The sequence below is a fragment of the Arcobacter venerupis genome (assembly GCF_013201665.1).
Lineage (GTDB): Bacteria > Campylobacterota > Campylobacteria > Campylobacterales > Arcobacteraceae > Aliarcobacter > Aliarcobacter venerupis.
The window spans coordinates 519,051-539,297 of record NZ_CP053840.1; the positions used below are offsets into that span (position 1 = coordinate 519,051).

General features: G+C 27.4%; 22 protein-coding genes. 12 read left to right on the top strand and 10 right to left on the bottom strand.

From position 1 onward, the window contains the following. Positions 1-14: 14 nt before the first annotated feature. Both AVENP_RS02555 and AVENP_RS02560 read right to left on the bottom strand, forming a co-directional pair. A complete protein-coding gene (locus AVENP_RS02555; protein ID WP_128357760.1) occupies positions 15-1,013 on the bottom strand; it encodes a type IV pili methyl-accepting chemotaxis transducer N-terminal domain-containing protein in 999 nt (332 codons plus the stop codon). Then, entirely contained in the window at positions 1,010-1,675 is a 666-nt protein-coding gene (locus AVENP_RS02560) for a Crp/Fnr family transcriptional regulator (RefSeq protein WP_128357759.1), read from the bottom strand. The genes AVENP_RS02555 and AVENP_RS02560 overlap by 4 nt, the downstream gene beginning before the upstream one ends. A gap of 85 nt (positions 1,676-1,760) precedes the next feature. Between AVENP_RS02560 and AVENP_RS02565 the strand changes: the two genes are divergently transcribed. From AVENP_RS02565 to AVENP_RS02590, 6 genes are all read left to right on the top strand, one after another. Beyond that, the gene (locus AVENP_RS02565; RefSeq protein WP_128357758.1) at positions 1,761-2,678 is read left to right on the top strand and encodes a glycosyl transferase; all 918 of its coding nucleotides are present in this window, start codon (positions 1,761-1,763) and stop codon (positions 2,676-2,678) included. 22 nt (positions 2,679-2,700) lie between these two features. Continuing rightward, positions 2,701-3,672, top strand: coding sequence for a GTP 3',8-cyclase MoaA (moaA, locus tag AVENP_RS02570; RefSeq protein ID WP_128357757.1), 972 nt, complete (start codon positions 2,701-2,703; stop codon positions 3,670-3,672). A gap of 99 nt (positions 3,673-3,771) precedes the next feature. Beyond that, positions 3,772-4,044, top strand: a complete 273-nt coding sequence (gene rpsO, locus AVENP_RS02575) for a 30S ribosomal protein S15 (protein WP_128357756.1) — start codon at positions 3,772-3,774, stop codon at positions 4,042-4,044. A gap of 143 nt (positions 4,045-4,187) precedes the next feature. After that, positions 4,188-4,586, top strand: a complete 399-nt coding sequence (locus tag AVENP_RS02580; protein ID WP_128357755.1) for an RrF2 family transcriptional regulator — start codon at positions 4,188-4,190, stop codon at positions 4,584-4,586. Next, entirely contained in the window at positions 4,586-5,632 is a 1,047-nt protein-coding gene (locus AVENP_RS02585) for a DHH family phosphoesterase (protein ID WP_128357754.1), read from the top strand. The genes AVENP_RS02580 and AVENP_RS02585 overlap by 1 nt, the downstream gene beginning before the upstream one ends. Positions 5,633-5,698: 66 nt before the next feature. After that, the gene (locus tag AVENP_RS02590) at positions 5,699-6,127 is read left to right on the top strand and encodes a CoA-binding protein (protein ID WP_128357753.1); all 429 of its coding nucleotides are present in this window, start codon (positions 5,699-5,701) and stop codon (positions 6,125-6,127) included. Here the strand turns inward: AVENP_RS02590 and AVENP_RS02595 are convergent. Further along, positions 6,124-7,404: a HAMP domain-containing sensor histidine kinase gene (locus AVENP_RS02595; RefSeq protein WP_128357752.1), complete on the bottom strand. Its 1,281-nt coding sequence runs from the start codon at positions 7,402-7,404 to the stop codon at positions 6,124-6,126. The genes AVENP_RS02590 and AVENP_RS02595 overlap by 4 nt on opposite strands. Before the next feature lie 17 nt (positions 7,405-7,421). Next, on the bottom strand, positions 7,422-8,111 hold the full coding sequence (gene hsrA, locus AVENP_RS02600; RefSeq protein ID WP_128357751.1) for a homeostatic response regulator transcription factor HsrA: 690 nt from the start codon (positions 8,109-8,111) through the stop codon (positions 7,422-7,424). 220 nt (positions 8,112-8,331) lie between these two features. Here hsrA and AVENP_RS02605 point away from each other — a divergent pair, with 220 nt between their 5' ends. The 3 genes from AVENP_RS02605 (at position 8,332) to AVENP_RS02615 (ending at position 11,748) form a co-directional block, all read left to right on the top strand. Further along, positions 8,332-9,135, top strand: coding sequence for a peptidylprolyl isomerase (locus AVENP_RS02605; RefSeq protein WP_128357750.1), 804 nt, complete (start codon positions 8,332-8,334; stop codon positions 9,133-9,135). A gap of 11 nt (positions 9,136-9,146) precedes the next feature. Then, on the top strand, positions 9,147-10,214 hold the full coding sequence (fbaA, locus tag AVENP_RS02610) for a class II fructose-bisphosphate aldolase (protein WP_128357749.1): 1,068 nt from the start codon (positions 9,147-9,149) through the stop codon (positions 10,212-10,214). A 94-nt stretch (positions 10,215-10,308) separates the two neighbouring features. After that, positions 10,309-11,748: a leucyl aminopeptidase gene (locus tag AVENP_RS02615; RefSeq protein ID WP_128357748.1), complete on the top strand. Its 1,440-nt coding sequence runs from the start codon at positions 10,309-10,311 to the stop codon at positions 11,746-11,748. On the opposite strand, the gene AVENP_RS02620 is transcribed toward AVENP_RS02615, so the two are convergent. Together AVENP_RS02620 and AVENP_RS02625 are read right to left on the bottom strand one after the other, a co-directional pair. Then, the gene (locus AVENP_RS02620; protein WP_128357747.1) at positions 11,749-12,651 is read right to left on the bottom strand and encodes a quinoprotein relay system zinc metallohydrolase 1; all 903 of its coding nucleotides are present in this window, start codon (positions 12,649-12,651) and stop codon (positions 11,749-11,751) included. Then, positions 12,648-13,388 (bottom strand): thiosulfate oxidation carrier protein SoxY, encoded by a 741-nt coding sequence (locus tag AVENP_RS02625; RefSeq protein WP_128357746.1) that lies wholly within the window; start codon positions 13,386-13,388, stop codon positions 12,648-12,650. Before AVENP_RS02625 ends, AVENP_RS02620 begins: the two co-directional genes overlap by 4 nt. Before the next feature lie 492 nt (positions 13,389-13,880). On the opposite strand from AVENP_RS02625, the gene AVENP_RS02630 reads away from it, so the two are divergent. Continuing rightward, positions 13,881-15,074 carry a hypothetical protein gene (locus AVENP_RS02630; protein WP_128357745.1) on the top strand — a complete coding sequence of 398 codons (1,194 nt, stop codon included), beginning with the start codon at positions 13,881-13,883 and terminating at the stop codon, positions 15,072-15,074. Between the two features lie 29 nt (positions 15,075-15,103). Here the strand turns inward: AVENP_RS02630 and AVENP_RS02635 are convergent, their stop codons facing one another. The 3 genes from AVENP_RS02635 to AVENP_RS02640 form a co-directional block, all read right to left on the bottom strand. Beyond that, complete coding sequence (locus AVENP_RS02635; protein ID WP_128357744.1) at positions 15,104-16,108, bottom strand: LLM class flavin-dependent oxidoreductase; 1,005 nt, start codon at positions 16,106-16,108, stop codon at positions 15,104-15,106. Positions 16,109-16,259: 151 nt separating this feature from the next. Continuing rightward, complete coding sequence (locus AVENP_RS15965; RefSeq protein WP_268907608.1) at positions 16,260-16,388, bottom strand: hypothetical protein; 129 nt, start codon at positions 16,386-16,388, stop codon at positions 16,260-16,262. 316 nt (positions 16,389-16,704) lie between these two features. Beyond that, positions 16,705-17,166 carry a DUF302 domain-containing protein gene (locus AVENP_RS02640; protein WP_128357743.1) on the bottom strand — a complete coding sequence of 154 codons (462 nt, stop codon included), beginning with the start codon at positions 17,164-17,166 and terminating at the stop codon, positions 16,705-16,707. A 323-nt stretch (positions 17,167-17,489) separates the two neighbouring features. Here AVENP_RS02640 and AVENP_RS02645 point away from each other — a divergent pair, with 323 nt between their 5' ends. After that, on the top strand, positions 17,490-17,678 hold the full coding sequence (locus AVENP_RS02645) for a hypothetical protein (protein WP_128357742.1): 189 nt from the start codon (positions 17,490-17,492) through the stop codon (positions 17,676-17,678). 64 nt (positions 17,679-17,742) lie between these two features. Here AVENP_RS02645 and pedF read toward each other — a convergent pair whose 3' ends face one another. Next, positions 17,743-18,147, bottom strand: a complete 405-nt coding sequence (gene pedF, locus AVENP_RS02650) for a cytochrome c-550 PedF (RefSeq protein WP_128357741.1) — start codon at positions 18,145-18,147, stop codon at positions 17,743-17,745. A 198-nt stretch (positions 18,148-18,345) separates the two neighbouring features. Here pedF and AVENP_RS02655 point away from each other — a divergent pair, with 198 nt between their 5' ends. Next, positions 18,346-20,238: a methanol/ethanol family PQQ-dependent dehydrogenase gene (locus tag AVENP_RS02655; RefSeq protein WP_128357740.1), complete on the top strand. Its 1,893-nt coding sequence runs from the start codon at positions 18,346-18,348 to the stop codon at positions 20,236-20,238. Positions 20,239-20,247: the final 9 nt, after the last annotated feature.

Below are 20,247 nucleotides of genomic sequence, written 5' to 3' on the forward strand. Positions count from 1 at the left end.
AAAATCAACAGAAACTACTTAGTTTTACAAGAATTCATAAGTTTATCTAGTTCATTTTTTAATTCTTGAAGTTTTTTTGTAGAGTTCATCAGATTTTCTTGAGATTGAATTACTATATCTTCGCTCTTATTTAATTGTTTAGAAATATCAGCTGAATTTGTAAGTTCATCAATTATTTTATCAAACTCTTCAGTGATTTCTTCAAGCTTAATAGAAGCATTATTTGATTGTTCTATCGCATTTGATGAGTAAATCATTGCTGCATTTATTTTATCTATAAAACAATTTATTGTATCAGTTGCCTCAACTATCTCTTTTTCAGCTTCAATTTTTATGGGAGTTAGAAGTTCATTAGAATTTTCTTCCATAATTTTTTTTGATTCATCGAAAAATTTTTTTACATTTTCTTCCATTGCTTTTAATTGTGAAAAACTATAAAACATTAAAATTACAATAAATAAGGCAAAAAGATATTGAATATATCTTATAAAATCACTTTTTTGTTCACTGTAAGTTGTGTACATAGAAACTAAACTATCAACTTGAGATAATAAAATAGTATTTGTATCATGGATAGAATCAACAATATTTTTTAATGCTAAATTATTGTCTTTATCATTATTTTGAATGATTTCTTTAAAATCAACTATATTCTTATGAAAATTATTCCATAAGATTTCAACTTTTGAAAGTTGCTTTTCGATTTCATCTGTAGGTGCTTTTGATATACCTATAAGTGAATTTCCATCTTTTAAAGAATTTAAATTATATATAAATTCAATAGTTGAAGTATCAAGTTCCCAATAAGAACTATTTTTATTGTGATAGATATAAAAAATATTTTTGGAAATATTTTGAGTTAACATCCTTTGTTTTCCAGCAATATTAATAATCAAGGCATCTTTTTTATTTTTTTCATTTAAATACATAGTTGTAGCAATTATACTTGCCATTAAAATTATAAATAGAATTCCTATGAATTTTATTTTTGTACTAATTGTATTTTGTTTCATACTCCAATTCCTTTAAAAATCGAGATTAAATTTTCTTTATTCGTTATACTAACTTCACTATTTTCTATATGAATAGTTCCATCTCTTGTTAATCTTTTTAAAACTCTTGATAAAGTTTCTGGTTGAATATGTAACATAAAAGAGACTTCTTGTCTTTTTAATTTATTAAACATTTCTAAGTCTTGATTTAACATAAATGCAACTTTTGCCGTAGCGTCAAAAACCAATTCTCTATTTACAATACATTGTAATTGATGAGTTTTTGTTAATAAAATTTCTAATAATTCCATCGTTAAAATATTTTTTGATAAAAAAAGCTCTTTAAATTTTTCAAAATCTATAGATAACATAATTGAATCTTCAATAAATTCTGTGTTTGAGAAGCAATAAATATCATTATTGTTCATGGAAGTTAGTTCACTAATCATTGAATTTTTGTAAATATGATATAAAAATATTTCATTATCAAATTTATCAAGTTTATAAACTTTTATAAGTCCCTCAACTAAGAAGAGTAAATTTTTGCTAACTTCACTTTCATAATATAAAATAGAGTTACTTGAGTATTTTGATACATTTGAAATGGAAGCAATTAACTCAATTTGTTCATCATTTAAGGTATTAAAAAAACTTATTTTTCTAATAGTATCTTGTAATGTCACAGTACCCTTTCATATGGTTTTATTTAAGCTATTGTATATTATGCTTGTACAAATACTAATTAAAAGATATAAAATAAGGTTTATAATGAGTTTTAAAAAATATATAAAAGCAGTAGGAACGGGTCCTAAAGGAAATAGAGATTTAAGTATAGATGAAACAGCAGATGCCGTTGAACAAATATTATTAAATAAAGTAACACCAGCTCAAATTGGTGCTTTTTTGATAGGCTGGAGAACAAAACTAGAATCAAATGATGAACTTAAAGGCTGTATAAAAGCTTTAAGAAAATTTATGAAATTTCAAAAAGTTGAAGACTCAATGGAACTTGGATATTCATTTGATGGAAGATGTGATAATCCATTTTTATTTCCATTATTTGGAAAAATATTAGAAGAGTTTTATGCAAAAAATAGTGATGTAAGAAGATTAAATCTAGTTATCTCAGGTGATTTTTTACAACCTGCAAAAAATGGACTTACAACAAAAGAGATTTTTGCAAATATTGATGCAAGTCAATACTTACATTTTTTTGATAGGGTAGAATACTTAAAAGAGTTAAGTGATATGACTCCTCTTAGACATGAATTAGGTTTAAGAACTGCATTTAATACAGTTGAAAAACTTTTAAATCCAAGTCTTAGTGAATATGGTGTAACAACAGCATTTCATAAACCATATGTACAAAAATATTTAGATATTTTTGCTGAATATTTTAAAGAAATAGTAGTTGTAAAAGCTAGTGAGGGAAGTCCAGAAGTATTTAAAGATGGAAAATATTGGAAAATGAAAAATGGAATTATAGTTGAAGAGAGTTTTTCATTAAAAGATTATGGAATAGTTTATGATAAAGAGTATGAAAATATCTCTTTAGAAGAGTCTTTAAATATAGTTAGAAATGCAGATGAAAATATCTTAAAACTTGCAAAATTTAATGTAGCTTTATATCTATTATTCTCAAATAGAGTAGCATCATTAGATGAAGCATGGCAAAGATTAAATTAGGGAAAAATTAAAAAGGTAAAAAATGTTAATAGATGGATTTGGAAGAAAACATGATTATCTAAGAGTTTCTGTAACTGAAAGATGTAACTTTAGATGTCATTATTGTATGCCTGAAAAACCTTTTTCTTGGGTTCCTAAGGAAAATTTACTCTCTTATGAGGATTTATTTAAATTTATAAAAGCAGCAATAGATGAAGGTATAAAAAAAGTGAGAATTACAGGTGGTGAACCACTTTTAAGAGAGGGCTTAGATCAATTTGTAAAAATGATATTTGATTATAAAAATGATATAGATTTAGCACTAACAACAAATGGTTTTTTACTTCCAAAAGCTGCACAAAAATTAAAAGATGCAGGACTTAAAAGAATAAATATTTCACTTGATTCTTTAAACGCTGAAACTGCTGCAAAAATTGCTCAAAAAGATGTATTAGCAACTGTATTAAAAGGTATACAAGCAGCAGATGATGCAGGATTAAAAATCAAGATAAATTGTGTTCCAATAAAAGGAATAAATGAAAATGATATTTTAGATGTATTAGAGTTCTGTAAAAATAAAAATTATGTTATTAGATTTATAGAGTTTATGGAAAATAATCATGCAAAAGATGGTGCAAAAGGATTAAATTCGGATGAAATAAAAGCAATTGTAAGTACAAAATATCCCAACTTTAAAACAGTTCCTAGAGATACTAGTTCCCCTGCACAGTATTATGAATTAGAAGATGGTTTTCAATTTGGAATAATTGAGCCACATAAAGATGATTTTTGTGCTCAATGTAATAGAATTAGATTAACAGCAGAGGGTTATTTAATTCCATGTTTATATTTTGAAGATGCAATGAGTATCAAAGATGCCGTTAGAAATAATAGAATTGATGAAGCAGTTGCTATTCTAAAAAAAGTTTTAGAAAATAAACCAGAAAAAAACAAATGGTCAACAAAAGATGATAATAAAATTTCAACTAGAGCTTTTTATGAAACAGGTGGATGAAAACTCATATTTAATTTAGGTTAAAGTAAAGTTTAAATATAATCCGCGTTCATTTTATTGTAAATGAAAAAATTAATATATACCTATTAGGAGGTCAACATGGCTTTAGATCAGGAAGTAAAAGCAGCTATAGTAGCAAAATACGGTAAAAAAGATGGTGATACAGGTTCATCAGAAGTTCAAATTGCTTTATTAACAGAGCAAGTTAAAATATTAACAGAACACTTAAAAGTTTTCAAAAAAGACCACTCTTCAAGATTAGGTCTATTAAAAATGGTTGGTAAAAGAAAAAGATTACTAGCATATTTAAGAAGAACAAACTATGCTTCATTTGTTGAATTAGTTGCTTCTTTAGGAATTAGAGCTAAATAATTTTAGTTTTAATTACGAAAAAAAGGGTTGTAGTTTTGCTACAACCCTTTTTTTTTGTTTAAATATTTGAATTGATTAATTTTAATAACGAATATTAATAATAGTTCTTGTAGAATAAACAAAAAATATTGGAAATTTATAATATGTTATTAACAAAAAAGAGTGAATACGCACTACTATCTTTAATTGCCATTGCTAAAAGTGATGAAGCGAAGAATGTAGATGAGTTATCAAGAGAATTAAATATATCAAAATCATTTTTAGCAAAAATCATGCAAAATTTAGCAAAACACAATTTAGTTGTATCTCATAGAGGTGTAAATGGAGGATTTGCTTTAAATAAATCATGGGAAATAATTACTATTTTAGAAATTGTAGTTGCTGCTGAAGAAAAATTACCATCAGTTTTTGAATGCTCTCCATCAATGGATAATTGTCCAAATCAACTTGCATCACTTTGTACTATTTGGCCTTTATTAAATAATTTACAACTAAAAATAAATGATTTCTTAGAAAAATTAACATTAAAAGATATTGCTTAATGAAGTTTTTCCATATTTCTCATACAGATTTAGATGGATACGGATGTCAATTAATTACTAAAGAGTATTTTAAAGAGGGTTTTTTTTACAACGCTAATTATGGAGTTGAAGTAAAACTATCTATAAAAAAAGTACTAGAGCAAATTCTTGAATACAAAGAAGAAGAAATTTTTATATTAATTAGTGATTTAAATCTTACATTTCAAGAATCGAAAGATTTAGATAAAGATGTGAATAATCTTATAAATAATGGTTTCAAAATAAAACTTCAACTTTTAGATCATCATATTAGTGGTAAAAAAAGTTCAGAAACTTTTTCTTGGTACTATTTAGATGATAAAAGATGTGCTACAAAAATAGTTTATGATTATATATTTGAAGAGTATGAAGGGTTTGATAGAAATACAAGTGATTGGCTCAAACCTTTAGTAGATGCAATAAATGCTGTTGATATTTGGCTTGAGCATGAGGTTAAAAACTTTGAATTTGGAAAAGTTTTAATGTCAATGATCACAAAAGTACGTGAAATTAATAATATTTTGTTTGCAGATTTAAATAGAGATTTTAGATGTTATTTATTAAAAGAAGGCTCAAAATATCTCGATCTTGTTGATGGTTATATAAAATTAGATAATGATGTTCACTTTATAAAAAAAGATTTTTTAAAATTAAGTGATAAAGATGATACTTTAGATAATTTATCAGCTACTTATCTTGTAAAAACTTTAGTTGATGTAAAAGATGATTTAACTGTTACTTATAAAGGTCATAAAGGTCTTTTAACCTATTGTTTAGGTTCAATTTCAATTCCTGCAAATGCTTTTTTACGAGCAAATCCTGAGTATGATTTTTTTATTGACGTAAATAAAAAAGGTAATGCTTCTTTTCGAGCAGATGGAAAAGTAGATGTGGCATTACTAGCTTCAAAACTAGCAAATGGTGGTGGGCATGTAAATGCAAGTGGTGGAAAATTTGATGACTTCAAAGAAGTTATTGATTATTGTGAAGTTAGAACTTACATACAAAATAAATTAGATAAAATCTAGTTATCTAATTTTAGTATACTTTCAAATAATTTATTTATAATAAACAATTAAAAATAAGGATATAAAATGGATTGCGAATTCCCTACGGTAAACTCAAAAAGTGAAGAAATAATTGAAATTTTTAAAAATACAAAAACTATAGCAATAGCTGGACTTTCACCAGATCCATCAAAAGCTTCAAATATGGTTGCTGCTTATTTACAAAGCGCAGGATTTAAAGTTGTTCCTGTTTATCCAAAAGAAGATATGATTTTAGGTGAAAAAGTTTATAGAACTATTTCAGAGATTCCTTTTAAAATTGATATGGTTGATATTTTTAGAAAACCAGATGTAATAGCTGAAATTATTGACGAAGTAATTAAAAGAGGTGATGTTGATACAGTATGGACACAATTGGGTCTAGTAAACAATGAGGCAGCTGCAAAGGCAAAAGAAGCTGGTTTAAAAGTTGTACAAAATAAATGTACTAAAATAGAACATAGAAATCTATTTTAATTAATCTCTTTTGATGTGTTGTTAAGCACAAGTTTAGCAATACATCCAGTTTTCCCATCATCTCTATTTTGAATTGATATTTTGGCTCTTAAAGCATCAGCTGCATTTTTTGCTAAAAAAAGTCCTAATCCAACTCCACTTTGATTTCCTACTCTTTTAAACGGTGCAAATAAATCTACATTTTCAGGTATTCCAATTCCCTCGTCAGTTACAATTATGATTATTTTTTCTTTGGTTTTTTTTAGTTTTATTGCAATTGATTTTTCATTTGGAGTAAATTTTATTGCATTTTGCACAAAATTTTGCAGAATTTGGTTAAATAAAGTTAATTGAATAGAGGTTTCTAAATGATTAACATTTGAAAAGAATGTGATAATAATATTTTTTTGCGCACTTAACATTCTATAATCATTAGTTTTTTTCTTAATATATTCAACCAAATCAAGATTAATAGTTTGTTCAAATTGCGCTCCCTCAGTTCTTCCAATATCTAAAATTGAAGAGATAGTTTTATTCATTTCATCTATTTGTTTTACAGTTAGTTTTAAAGCTTCTTCATATTGTTCAATTTCTCTTTTTTTCTTTAAAGTAACTTCATTTTTTAACTTCATTACAGCAAGAGGAGTTTTTAGCTCATGGGCAGCTCCTACAAATAGCTCTTTTTTAAATTTTACATAAGTTTCGATTCTATTTGTTAATGAATTGATAGAATTTGCAAGGGAATGAAACTCAATAGGTAAATCTTTTTTATCAATTTGAGTTAAAGAATTTTCATCCATATTTGATAATTTTTTATTAATTTGAATTATGGGTTTTAATAAAGATTTTGAAACTATTAAAGAATAAACAAGCATTAAAATAAAACCAGGAATTGCTAAAATGAATAAATTTTTAAATATAACGGAATATAAAAGTTCTCTTTCAAAACTAACATTTTTATCAATTTCTAAAAAGGTTTTATTTTTTAGATCAAAGGGATAAAGTAGTTTTATATAATAATCACCTTGTTTTTGGTAATTTAAAAATTTAAAAGTTTGTAATTGAATATTATGTATTAGATTAATAGTTATATTTTCATTTTGAATAGGAGCAAAACTATTTGAGGAAATTGAAGATTTATAAAGTTCTTCTGCGTGACTTAACATATTTTTTTGAATATCGTCATAAACAGTACTTCTTGCATATTCGTAAAATATAAAGGAAAGGGTGATGATAAAAAGCGAAGTAGCTATAATCAGTTTACTGTAAAACTGTCTATATATACTTTTGCTTTCCATCTTTTAAATCAGCTAAATTATTTAGCTTTTGTATCTTCTATTGTATTAGGATAACAGAATCTATAACCTCTTCTTCTAATTGTTTCAATAGTAGAGATATTTAATGGTTTATCCATTTTTTGTCTAATTTGGTTAATCGCAACTTCAATAACATTTGGAGTAACTAATTCTGGTTCTTCCCAAATTGCATCAAGTAATTGCTCTTTAGAAACAATTTGATCTCTGTGTCTTGCTAAGTGAGTTAAAACTTCAAAAGGTTTACCTTTAAGTTCAATTTCAACACCAGCATATTCAATTTTTTCTTCATCAGGGTTAATGATTAAATCATCAATTTCAATGATGTTTGTTCCACCAAATCTAAGTCTTGCTTCAATTCTAGCTAATAAAATATCAAAATCAAATGGTTTTTTGATAAAATCATCTGCACCAGATTTTAATGCTTCAATTTCTGATTCTTTATCATCTCTTGCTGAAATGATAACAACAGCTGTTCTTGAACTTCTGTTTTTTACTATTTTACATAGTTCAATTCCGTCACCATCTGGTAACATCCAATCAGTTAAAACTAAATCGTAGTTTCTAATGTCGATAAAGTACTCTGCATCTTTATAATTTTCAGCAGTATCTACTTGATATCCAAAGTCTGAAAGACCCTCTTGTAGTGTTCTATTTAGTGTTATTTCGTCTTCAATAATCAAAATTCTCATAATATTCCTTAAATTTAAGTTAAATTTAAATTTGGACGGAATTGTATCATAAAAATTTCAAAATTTAAAGCTTTTTTAAGCTAAATTTTAAAATTTATTAATTAGGAATTTATTTAATAAACATATTCTTATAAAAATAGCTATTTATTAGTGTTAAATTAACTGTTTATTAACTATGAATTGATAAAATAGCACAAATATAAAAACCCCAAGGAATATTATGAAAAAAATAGTGACAAGTATAGTTGCATCATTAGTTCTAGTAACTGCATTAAATGCAAAAGATTATGGTTCAGTTGATGGTGAGGCGATCACAAAACAAGATATTACAATGGTTTTACAAGATCCTAGAATTGATTTTGATAATTTACCAGACACTGCAAAAAAACAAGTAATTGAGCAAATTGTAAATAAAAAATTAATAGCTAAAAATGCAATTAAAGAAGGAATTGAAAAAGATCCTAAATATATTGAAGCTATAAATGGGATTAAAGAAGATTTAGCACTTCAAGTATGGCAAAAAAATGAAATTGATAAAATGAAATTTACAGATCAAGACAAAAAAGATTTTTTTGAAAAAAATAAAGCAAAATTTGTAATTCCTGAACTTTTAGATTCAAGACATATTTTAGTAAAAACTGAAGCTGAAGCAAAAGATATTATTAAACAACTTGATAAAGCAACTAAAAAAGAAGATAAATTCATAGAATTAGCAAAAACTAAATCTAGTGATTCAACTGCTCAAAATGGTGGTTATTTAGGAAAAGTTCCTGCTGACAAATTAGTTCCTGAATTTACAGCTGCTGCAAAATCATTAACAAACAATACATATACTAAAATTCCTGTAAAAACTCAATTTGGTTATCATGTAATTTTCTTAAAAGAAAAAACAGCTGCTAAAACATTGACTTATCCAGAAGTTGAAGCTAAAATTTCACAAATTTTAATGGGAAATGCATTTAGTAAAAAAGTTAAAGAATTAACAGATGAGCTAAAAAAAGACGCTAAAATAGTTATTAACTAAGGGAATATAAGATGGGTGTATTAGACGTAGTAAAAGCAGGAGTTTTAACTGGAAGTGAAGCAAAAAAATTATTTGCATATGCAAAAGAGAATAATTTTGCGATTCCAGCTGTAAATGTTGTAGGAACTGATTCTGTAAATGCTGTTTTAGAAGTAGCTGCAAAAGTTAATTCTCCAATTATAATCCAGTTTTCAAATGGTGGAGCTGGATTTTATGCTGGAAAAGGTTTAAAAACTGCAAATGCAGCTGTTCTTGGTGGAATTAGTGGAGCATATCATGTTCATACTATGGCGGAAGCTTATGGAATACCTGTAATTTTACACACAGATCATGCTGCTAAAAAATTATTACCTTGGATTGATGGTTTATTAGATGCGGGTAAAGCACATTTTGAAAAAACAGGACGTCCTTTATTTACTTCTCATATGCTTGACTTAAGTGAAGAGCCATTAGAAGAAAATATTGAAATTTGTGTTGAGTATTTCAAAAAAATGAATGCACTTGATATGATGCTTGAAATTGAACTTGGAATCACTGGTGGTGAAGAAGATGGTGTTGACAACTCTGATGTTGATAATGCTTTACTTTATACGCAACCTGAAGAAGTTTGTTATGCTTATGAAGAGTTAAGTAAAGTTGGGAGCAATTTTACAATTGCTGCATCTTTTGGAAATGTTCATGGTGTTTATAAACCAGGAAATGTTGTATTAAGTCCAAAAATCTTAGATAATTCTCAAAAATATATCCAAGAAAAATTAGGAACTTCTGCTCAACCTGTTGATTTTGTATTCCATGGTGGTTCAGGTTCACTACTTGAAGAGATTAGAGAAGCTATTTCGTATGGTGTTATTAAAATGAATATTGACACAGATACTCAATGGGCAATGTGGGATGGTGTTAGAGCTTATGAAGCTAAATATCATGATTATTTACAAGGACAAATCGGAAACCCAGAGGGTGAAGATAAACCTAATAAAAATTACTACGACCCAAGAAAATTCTTAAGAGCTGGGCAAGAAACTATGATTGCTAGACTTGAAGTTGCATTTTCTGACCTTTGTGCTTTAAATAAAAACTAATTAAAACAAAAGGGCAAATAATTTGATTATTTGTCCTTCCTTTGAATAAATATTTATATTAAAACTATATAATATATGTTCAAAGGAAAATCTAATGAACATAACTCTAAATAAAAAAAACATCAATAAAAAAGATTCAAGTGTTGAGATAATAATCTTAAATAAAATAAAAGATTTGACTCAAAAAGAGCAAGAATTATTAAATAATATTAACTTTCATAAAAAATCTTTTAACACACATTTTGATATAAAAAATAGTAAATTATATGTTTCTTGTTTAAAATTAAAAGATGAAAATATAAAAACTGCAATTTGTACAGCAATTAATTTTTTAAAAAAAATAAAAAAACAAAATATAAAAATAGATATTATTCAAAATAAAAAAGAGCTAGAAATTCAAACAATTGTTGAGGGTTTAGTTTTAGGAAATTATGAATTTTTAAGATACAAATCTGCAAGTAATGAAGAAAAAATAAAAGATATAGAAATCAACATAAATTCATCTTCTAAAACAAAAGAAGAATTAGAAGAGAATCTAAAAAAAGCTTTAATTATTTGCAATAGTGTGAATTATACAAAAGATATAGTAAACAGTTCACCTGAAGATTATTATCCTCAAATTATGGCTGATGATGCTTTAAAAATTGTTCAAAATAATAAAAATATTGAGTGCAAGATTTTTGGTGAAGATTATTTAAAAGAAAAGAGTATGAATGCCATGTTGAGTGTTGGAATTGCATCACCACATGAGAGTAAATTGATTCATCTAACTTATAAAACTAAAAATCCAATAGCAAAAATTGTATTAGTTGGAAAAGGTGTAACTTATGACACTGGTGGAATGAGTTTAAAACGTGATGGTGGAATGGTTTCTATGAAATGTGACAAAGCAGGTGGTGCAACAATTTTAGGTGTTCTAGAAGCTCTTAGCACTCTTAATTTGCCTTTTGAAGTTCATGGAATCATTGGAGCGGTTGAAAATATGATTGGTGGAGATGCTTATAAACCTGGTGATGTTTTAAAAGCTTCAAATGGAAAAACAATTGAGGTTACAAATACAGATGCTGAGGGGCGATTGGTTTTAGCTGATTGCTTACATTATGCCCAAGAAAATATAGAAGAGTTTGATTATATTTTTGATTTAGCAACATTAACGGGAGCTAGTATTGGAGCATTTGGTGGATATACAACTGCTGTTATGGGATATAGTGAAAAACTAAAAAAGAAGATTTTAAAAGCTTCACAAAAATCAGGTGAATTAGTAGGATTTTTACCTTTTAATGATTATTTAGAAAAGCTACTGGAAAGTCAAATTGCTGATTTTGTAAATACAAGTGCAAATAAAAATGGAGCAGCAATTACTGCAAGTCTATTTTTAAGTAAATTTATAAAAAATAAAAATAAGAAAAAATGGCTTCATTTTGATATAGCAGGTCCATCATACAGAAAAGAAGTTTGGGCTTATCACTCTTATGGGGCAACTGGTGTTGCTGTTAGATTACTTCTTAAATTTATGGAAGATTTGAAAAAATAGTTATTTCAAATCTTTTTCATAAGAGGGATAAAGATTTATAACTGTTCTTTCAAACTCTTCTTTAAACATAGTAAAATCTTTAAACTCAGCGGGGATTGGTTTATTTAATATTTCAAAAATATCTAATCCTTGTTTTGCACTATTTGACAAGATATTTTGCAAATATTCTAGATATGAAATAGTCTCTTTTATTGGTTCTTTTGTATTTGATGCAAGCCCATGTCCTGGAACTAAAATTGAATAATCAATTTTTTCTAATTCATTTAATGATTTTATCCAGTTTTGCATATTTGCATGGGGAGTTGTTGGTGTTCTTTTATTAAAAACTAAATCAGAAGCATAAAGAATTTTCGTATTTTCATCATAAACTGCAATATCACTTTGGGTGTGTCCATCTAAATACAATACTTTTAATTTATAACCATCAAAGTCCAGTGTTTTTGTTGTAAGTATTTGATTTGGAGCTTTGATTTTTGTGCCATTCATTCCATCATGTACTAAATTAACTAAATTTAATATATATAAATCACCATTAGTTTCTATCTCATTTTTAGTGAATTCAGTTGCAAAAATATCACTTGAAGTAAAAGCAATATTCCCTAAAAAATGATCAGGATGATGGTGCGTATTTAAAATATATTTTATTGGTTTATCTGTGATTTTTTCAATTTGTTTTTTTACTTGTTCCCCATATAATCTTGAACTTCCAGTATCTATTAAAATAACACTATCTTTTGTGATAATAAAAGAAGTATTTGCAATATCTCCACCATTTTCTTTTGAGAAATACTCCTCTTTTCCATAAAAATAGTAACTATTTTCAGATAATTTTATTGGTTTTAATTTGTAATCAAAGGCTTTTAAAGAAGAAAAAATTATAAAAATAAGAAATAAATATTTCATTTTTTTTGTTCTTTATAAATATTGCCATCATTATCAGCAAATTCTATATTTAAGTCATCAATTTTATTTTTACTTTCAAATATAAATCTAGGATTTTCACTAATTACAGAAGTAGATTTTATATTTGCTAAAACCTTATCTTTATCTTTTATAATTATTGAATTTATATAAAATTCATTTGTACCAAATATTAATCCTGTTTCCATTGGATGAAATATTGAAGTTTTTATTCTATTTCCCTCTTCTTTTTGGAATAACTCTGTTTTTATCTTACCTAGAAGTTGTTCGTATTCATAATTATTTGAACTTTGTGCAGAAATGTCACAACCTCCACCATTACTTTTTATATTTATACTTCCCACATGCCAAATATTTTTATCATCCAAAATCAAGGCCCTAAGAGGAGTTTCTTGAGCTATTTTAATATTTGTTGAAATCACGGGAAGAAGATGTTCTAGTTTTATATCAATAATATTAGCAATAGGATTATAATCTGCAAATAAAACCAATCTTTTTGCATTTAAAATTTTCATCCCATTAACATATATAGGAACTTGAAAAGGGTTGTCAGCAAAATCAGGAACTTTTAGAATAATATTATCATCATCAAAAATATATTTATCATTTTGAATGATAGATTTTATCAAATCATCAAAAATAGGAGAAATAATAGGATTTTTATTTTGTGCATTCAGTGAGATACTGAATAGTATAAATAATAAAAATATATGTTTCATATCATGGACCTTATATTGAAAATTAAAGTAATTATATAGCTTCTTTATAGCCTGATTGTAGCCCTTAGAAAAAGAAAATTTGCTAAATTCAGGCTATAAATAAAAGATACTATTCCATAAAATCTTACATTTTTAGTTTTAATAGGAGAAAAATGTTTAGTCAATTTAAATTTACATTAATATTCTTATTTCTTATATTTTGGCAAGCTATTTCTTTAATTATAGGAATTAAATCATTTCCAAGTGTTATAGATATTGTATTGAATCTTTTTAATTTAATAAAATAAAGTATAGATAAAATTTAGGAAATATTAGTAAGAAATCTCCATATTTCAAGAAAAAAATAATTTTCTAACAATGCTATAATTAAGCTATATTAAGGCTATAAATAGGCTATTTTAGGGCTATCTTGAGGCTATATCCATGAAGTATAATAACGAATGCGGAATTTGTTTTGGTCAAATTCTTGTAAAAATTATTTAAGGATTGGAAATGAAAAAATTAGGCTTATTAAGTTTTGCTGCGTCAATTGCTATCACTTCTGCGATGGCTGGAAATGTTGAACTTTTATCAGATTTAAAAATTTATGGTGATGCTGAAGTAAGAGGAATATCTGTAAAGGGTGACACCGATACTGCAAAAAAAGATAAACAAGTACTTGATTCAAAAATAAGAGTTAATTTAGATTTCAAAACACTTGAGGGAATTGTTATTCATTCAAGGATAGAATTGAAAAACGATGCTTGGGGTGATAACGATAATGATACTTTTACTTGGGATGAAGCAAATGTTTTAGTACCTTTTGATGAAAATAAATTTTTATTAGCAGGACGAGTAAATGATACTTATGGAACACCTTTTTATGGTTCAAATGGAGATAAAATTGATTTAGCTCTTGTTGGTTATAAACCAGTTGAAAATGTTTTATTATATGCCTTTGATTTTAAAGCTGTTGAGGGTAAAAATAATGACCAAAATACATTCTTAGGTGTAAATAGTACGGGTACAGGTGATTTTGATGCATATTCAGTTGGTGGACAAGTTACTCTTGATAAATTAGTTGTTGGTGGAAGATATGTGTATTTACAAAATAATACAGAAACATCGACTGGTTCAACTATATATAATGATGCAACAAGTCATATGTTTAATGCTTTTGCAATGGGAGAAATCGCTGATTTAGATTTACAAACACAAATAGAAAAAAGAGTTGGTGATAAAACAAACTCTTCTGTTGGACAAAGTGATGAAAAAATGTTTGGAGCTTATTTAAAAGTTGCTAAACAAATAGATAATTTTAATATTGGATTTGCAGCACTAACAACAAAAGATGGTTATGTTTCAGGGGAAAACTTACCAGTTACATATTTAACAAATGATGATTTAGGAACAGCTTCACTTGATAGAGTTGGAAAATATGGAGATACTACTTTAGTAGCTTTAAATCTTGCATATGATGTTTCAAATAAATTAACACTTGAAGGAAATTTAGGACAACATAATATTAAAAATGCAACTTTTAGTAGTATTGATAAAGATTTAAAAATCACAGAATATGACGCAGGATTAGCTTATAAACTAAATAAAAGTGCAACAGTTAGTTTAAGATATGCACTAGGTACTTTTGATGTAAGTAACTTAGATGATATGCAAACAGTTGTTGCAGCGGTTAATATTAACTTCTAAAAAAAAGACCCAAGAGATTTGGGTTTTTTTTAATTTTTCTCAAACCAAACTTTAGAAATCAGCTCATAAGATTTTATTCTATCTTCTGGATTATATACCATACAATTTATCATTATTTCATTTGCGCCAGTTCTTGCAATCAAACTTTCAAGTCTTTCTTTTACAACTTGTGGAGTTCCCCATATTGATTCTCTTGTTTTATGTCTTATGCTTTTTTCTTCCCACTCTTGCCATAAACTTCCCATATCTTTTGTTGGTTTTTGTAATTGTTTATCATCACCTCTATTTAGATAAAGAAATTTTTGAAGCTCACTTGTGGCTAAATATTGGGCTTCTTCATTTGTTTGGGCACAAATTACATTTATGCAAATCATTACATAAGGCTCTTTTAATTGCTTTGATGGTTTGAAGTTTGCATGATATATTTTTACTGCATCATCCATTGAATCAGGTGCAAAGTGTGAGGCAAAAACAAAAGGCAAGCCTTTTTGTGCAGCTAAGGAAGCACTAAAAGTGCTAGAACCAAGCAACCAAATTGGAATATCCAATCCATATCCCGGTATTGCTTTTATTCCTTTATTCCCAGCTTCATTTGATAAATAGTATTGTAAATATTTAAGCATCATAGGAAAGTCTGAACCGTCATTATTTGCATCTCGTCTTAGAGCCAACATTGTTTGTCTATCAGTTCCAGGCGCTCTTCCTAAACCTAAATCTATTCTATTTGGATATAAAGATTCCAAAGTTCCAAATTGTTCAGCAATAACCAATGGCGCATGATTAGGAAGCATGATTCCACCAGAACCAATTCTAATTTTATTAGTTTTTGCTCCAATATAACTTAATATTACAGAAGTTGCAGCACTTGCGATTCCACTAAAATTGTGATGTTCAGCTACCCAATATCTAGTAAATCCAAACTCTTCAACAGCTTGGGCAAGTTTTGTACTATTTTCTATTGCTTGTGATATTGAAAAGCCCTGTGCAACTGGAACTAAATCTAATACGGATAGTGGTATTTTTTTATTATTCATAATTTTCTCCATTTAAAAGAATAGTATATAAGAATTTTCTTTTACAATAGTAGAACAAAATTACTATAAGATTGCCTAAAAATGCAAATTTTGGAATTTCTTTTCTTTTAAACTTATGCATTCCCAAGCTGGAGCTAGGGAACGAGAAAAATTAGAAAAATAAATTACTTATAAAATGTAAAATACAAACTATATCAACATCAATATTTATATTTATATCGATGCAAATGACTTTATTAAATTTTTTTAATAATTCATAAATAAATTTAATTTTTTTCATATCTTCTCCTTCCTTTGAAATTTGAGAATTATTGCACTAAAATTTCAAGGTAATAGAAACACGAAAGAATTTAAATTTAATTATTTAAAAGTATACATTTCCAAACTAGAGCTTGGGAATGAAAAAAGCAATATGCAAAAAATGTATATTGCAAATTCTGACAAACCTGTAAGTTTTTATAGTTTTCCCTCGTTCCCAACGTCCACGTTGTGAATGCATATAAAAACTAAATAAAACAAAAGAAATAGGAAAAACTAAATATAAAATTTCTGATTAAAGTATACATTCCCAAGCTAGAGCTTGGGAACGAGGAAAATCAATCTAAACTTTTTATAATCAAATTCTTTAAACGCTCATTTATTTTATCAGCAATTTTATCACCACTTTTAAAAGCTTTATATTTTTTATATGAGATGAAATTTTCATTTTTACTATTTTTATAAACAGATAATCCAAGTGGGCAGTAGTTTATGTTATTGGGATTTTCTTCTACCATTTGAAAAGTAAAACTACTTTTACAAATACCTAGATTTATTCCCTCTTTTAAAACACCTTTTTTTTCAAGAAGAGCAGCTACTTCATTTGTGGATTTTGCAAGATTTAATTCATACACAATAGTAAAACCCTCAAAATTTATCTCATCTTTTAACTTCAATAAAATCTCTTGAAAATCTCTATTATCTGTTTTAATTATGAAAATATTTTCATTCTCAATTATTTTATAATTTGCCTCAATAAAACAAAAAAAAGTTGAAAAAAGTAAAATGATTTTAATCATTTATTTTCCCCTTAGAACTAATATTTTATAAGTATATTCTTTATTTATAGCTTGAATTTAGCACAAAATAGTTGGATATTAAACAAGTTTTAACTTCTACTTCAAGTATTGCAATTCAAACAAATTAAATGTAGCAATAGAAGCTTCCATAGCTGGCTTTTGGAAATGGGTTTGTTGTAGATGAAGTAAAAAAATTAGCTGGAAAAAAACAAACAAGTTTAACAGATAGTAATCAAAGCGTTGAAATAAGTATAAATAGTGTAAATTTTATTTCACAAGATATTTTAAATTCAAGTAAAAAACTATCATGAGTTTAATCTGATATGGAAGAGATAAATAACTCAATTGGGAAAATTTATAAAAATTTTAATCATAGTAATCATAGTAATAATTTTATTGAAAATAAAAAAACAAGTTTTAAGGATTTGATTAATGGAATAAATAGTATTGAAGAAATTCAAAAACAGTTAGAAATGCTAGAGAAGAATTTTAATTTTAGTTTCTGGTTTTAAATCAACAGAGTGGATAATAAATAGAGTAAAGAATAGAATTCTATTCTTTACATTTTATAAATTTCTAATCTTCAGGAAGAGTTTCTAACCAACTATAAATAGCCCATAATGCAGAATTTGGGATTATATCTTCTGGAAATGGCGGCATAAATACATTTCCATTTCTAACAGCACCACTTCTAACCATTCCTAAAAAATATGTATCATCTCCATCTGTAAGTAATCTTAAATCAGGTGCAATACCTCCTGATTTAGCCCCTAATCCATGACATCTTGCACAATTTTGGTTAAATGCAGTTTTTCCAATTTCAATAGCTTTTTCATTTCCTGAAAAAGGGTTTGTTACTACCTCAATACCAATTTCTGGTAACCCCTTTGTATCAACTTTTTGAGGAGCAGCATCCCCATGTCCAAACATTAAAGTTGTAGTTGCAATTAATGCACAGATTGATTTAGTAAAAATTTTCATACTATTCCTTTTTATAAATTTTGAGGAAAGTATATCAATCATTTATAGCCTAATTATAGCCATTCTTTTGGACTATTTCTTTTTTTCACATGGCTAAACTCAGGCTATATTTCTATATTAGAATTCTATTGTTCTTTTATATTTAGAGATATTTTTAACATCTACTTTTTATAAAGATTATATTTAATAGGAGAGAAAATGAAGAATTTATTAAGTAAAGCAGCAGTCGTTGCAATTCTTGGTTTAACAAGTTGTCAAGTTTCTTTTGCGAGTACTACAGATAATAAAAGTACAAAAGTTACTTGGGAAGATATTTTAAATGATCAAAATACACCTAAAGATGTATTGATGTATGGAATGGGTCCTAAAGCACAAAGGTATTCAACCCTTAGTCAAATCAATACTAAAACAGTAAAAGATTTAGTACCAGTATGGAGTTATTCTTTTGGTGGTGAAAAACAAAGAGGACAAGAATCACAAGCATTAGTTCATGATGGTGTTATTTATGTGACAGGTTCATATTCAAGATTATTTGCAATAGATGCAAAAACTGGAAAAAGACTTTGGGAATATAATCATAGATTACCAGCTGAAATTAGACCTTGTTGTGATGTTGTAAATAGAGGTGCTGCAATATATGGAGATAAAGTATTTTTTGGAACTTTAGATGCTGGAATGGTTGCATTAAATAAAGATACTGGAAAAGTAGTTTGGAAAAAAAGATTTGGATATGACAATAATCCAGATAAAGGTTATGAAGATGGTTACACAATGACAGGTGCACCAACTTTAGTAAAAGATCAAAAAACTGGAAAAGTTCTATTAATTCATGGTTCATCAGGAGATGAATTTGGAGTACTAGGGAAATTATTTGCATTAGACCCAGATACGGGAGAAGAAGTTTGGATGAGACCTTTGGTTGAAGGACACATGGGAAGATTAAATGGTAAAGAGTCAACTCCTTCAGGAGATGCAAAAGCCCCTTCTTGGCCAAATGATGAAAAAAGTGAAACAGGTAAAAAAATATCTTGGAGTCACGGTGGAGGAGCTCCATGGCAAAGTGCTAGTTTTGATGCAGAAACAAATACAATCATAATTGGAACAGGTAATCCTGCACCTTGGAATACTTGGGAAAGAACTGCTGACGGTGGAGATCCAAGAGATTGGGATAGCTTATACACATCTGGGCAAATTGGAATTGATCCAACAACTGGAGATATCAAATGGTTCTATCAACACACTCCAAATGATGGATGGGATTTCTCAGGAAATAATGAGCTAGTTTTATTTGAATATAAAGATAATGGTAAAACAGTAAAAGCAACTGCACATGCTGATAGAAATGGATTCTTCTATGTAATTAATAGAGATGAAATGCCTAAAGCTGAAAAACAAAGAGAAGACCAATCACGAAGATTTATTAGAGCATTCCCTTTTGTTGATAAAATTACTTGGGCAAGTCATATAGATCAAAAAACAGGAAGACCAGTTGTAGATATTAATCAATATCCTCCTTTACCAAAAGAGGGTGAAGATAAAGGTGCACCAATAAGAGTTTCTCCTCCATTCTTAGGTGGGAAAAACTGGAATCCTATGGCATATAGTCAAGATACAGGATTATTTTATGTTCCTGCAAATGATTGGGAAGAAGATTATTGGACAACACCTATTCAATATAAAAAAGGTGCAGCATATTTAGGACAAGGATTTACAATTAAAAGAACACATGAAGATCATGTTGGTAATTTAAAAGCAGTAGATCCAGTTAAAGGAAATATTGTATGGTCTCATAAAGAGAAACTTCCATTATGGGCTGGAGTATTAGCAACAAAAGGTGGATTAGTATTTACTGGAACTAGTGATGGATTCTTAAAAGCATTTGATGCAAAAAATGGAAAAGAATTATTTAAATTCCAAACTGGTTCAGGAATTGTTTCTTGCCCAATTACATGGGAAATTGATGGAGAACAATATATTGGATTATCAACAGGATATGGAGGAGCTGTACCTTTATGGGGTGGAGACATGGCTGAGTTAACAAAAACAGTTTCTCAAGGCGGTTCTTACTGGGTATTTAAGATAAAAAAATAAGTATAAATT

Coding starts and splice junctions, on each gene's coding strand:
- AVENP_RS02555 (WP_128357760.1), bottom strand. CDS start 1,013: ATGAAACAAAATACAATTAGTACAAAAATAAAATTCATAGGAATTCTA.
- AVENP_RS02565 (WP_128357758.1), top strand. CDS start 1,761: ATGAGTTTTAAAAAATATATAAAAGCAGTAGGAACGGGTCCTAAAGGA.
- moaA (WP_128357757.1), top strand. CDS start 2,701: ATGTTAATAGATGGATTTGGAAGAAAACATGATTATCTAAGAGTTTCT.
- rpsO (WP_128357756.1), top strand. CDS start 3,772: ATGGCTTTAGATCAGGAAGTAAAAGCAGCTATAGTAGCAAAATACGGT.
- AVENP_RS02580 (WP_128357755.1), top strand. CDS start 4,188: ATGTTATTAACAAAAAAGAGTGAATACGCACTACTATCTTTAATTGCC.
- AVENP_RS02585 (WP_128357754.1), top strand. CDS start 4,586: ATGAAGTTTTTCCATATTTCTCATACAGATTTAGATGGATACGGATGT.
- AVENP_RS02590 (WP_128357753.1), top strand. CDS start 5,699: ATGGATTGCGAATTCCCTACGGTAAACTCAAAAAGTGAAGAAATAATT.
- AVENP_RS02595 (WP_128357752.1), bottom strand. CDS start 7,404: ATGGAAAGCAAAAGTATATATAGACAGTTTTACAGTAAACTGATTATA.
- hsrA (WP_128357751.1), bottom strand. CDS start 8,111: ATGAGAATTTTGATTATTGAAGACGAAATAACACTAAATAGAACACTA.
- AVENP_RS02605 (WP_128357750.1), top strand. CDS start 8,332: ATGAAAAAAATAGTGACAAGTATAGTTGCATCATTAGTTCTAGTAACT.
- fbaA (WP_128357749.1), top strand. CDS start 9,147: ATGGGTGTATTAGACGTAGTAAAAGCAGGAGTTTTAACTGGAAGTGAA.
- AVENP_RS02615 (WP_128357748.1), top strand. CDS start 10,309: ATGAACATAACTCTAAATAAAAAAAACATCAATAAAAAAGATTCAAGT.
- AVENP_RS02620 (WP_128357747.1), bottom strand. CDS start 12,651: ATGAAATATTTATTTCTTATTTTTATAATTTTTTCTTCTTTAAAAGCC.
- AVENP_RS02625 (WP_128357746.1), bottom strand. CDS start 13,388: ATGAAACATATATTTTTATTATTTATACTATTCAGTATCTCACTGAAT.
- AVENP_RS02630 (WP_128357745.1), top strand. CDS start 13,881: ATGAAAAAATTAGGCTTATTAAGTTTTGCTGCGTCAATTGCTATCACT.
- AVENP_RS02635 (WP_128357744.1), bottom strand. CDS start 16,108: ATGAATAATAAAAAAATACCACTATCCGTATTAGATTTAGTTCCAGTT.
- AVENP_RS15965 (WP_268907608.1), bottom strand. CDS start 16,388: ATGAAAAAAATTAAATTTATTTATGAATTATTAAAAAAATTTAATAAA.
- AVENP_RS02640 (WP_128357743.1), bottom strand. CDS start 17,166: ATGATTAAAATCATTTTACTTTTTTCAACTTTTTTTTGTTTTATTGAG.
- AVENP_RS02645 (WP_128357742.1), top strand. CDS start 17,490: ATGGAAGAGATAAATAACTCAATTGGGAAAATTTATAAAAATTTTAAT.
- pedF (WP_128357741.1), bottom strand. CDS start 18,147: ATGAAAATTTTTACTAAATCAATCTGTGCATTAATTGCAACTACAACT.
- AVENP_RS02655 (WP_128357740.1), top strand. CDS start 18,346: ATGAAGAATTTATTAAGTAAAGCAGCAGTCGTTGCAATTCTTGGTTTA.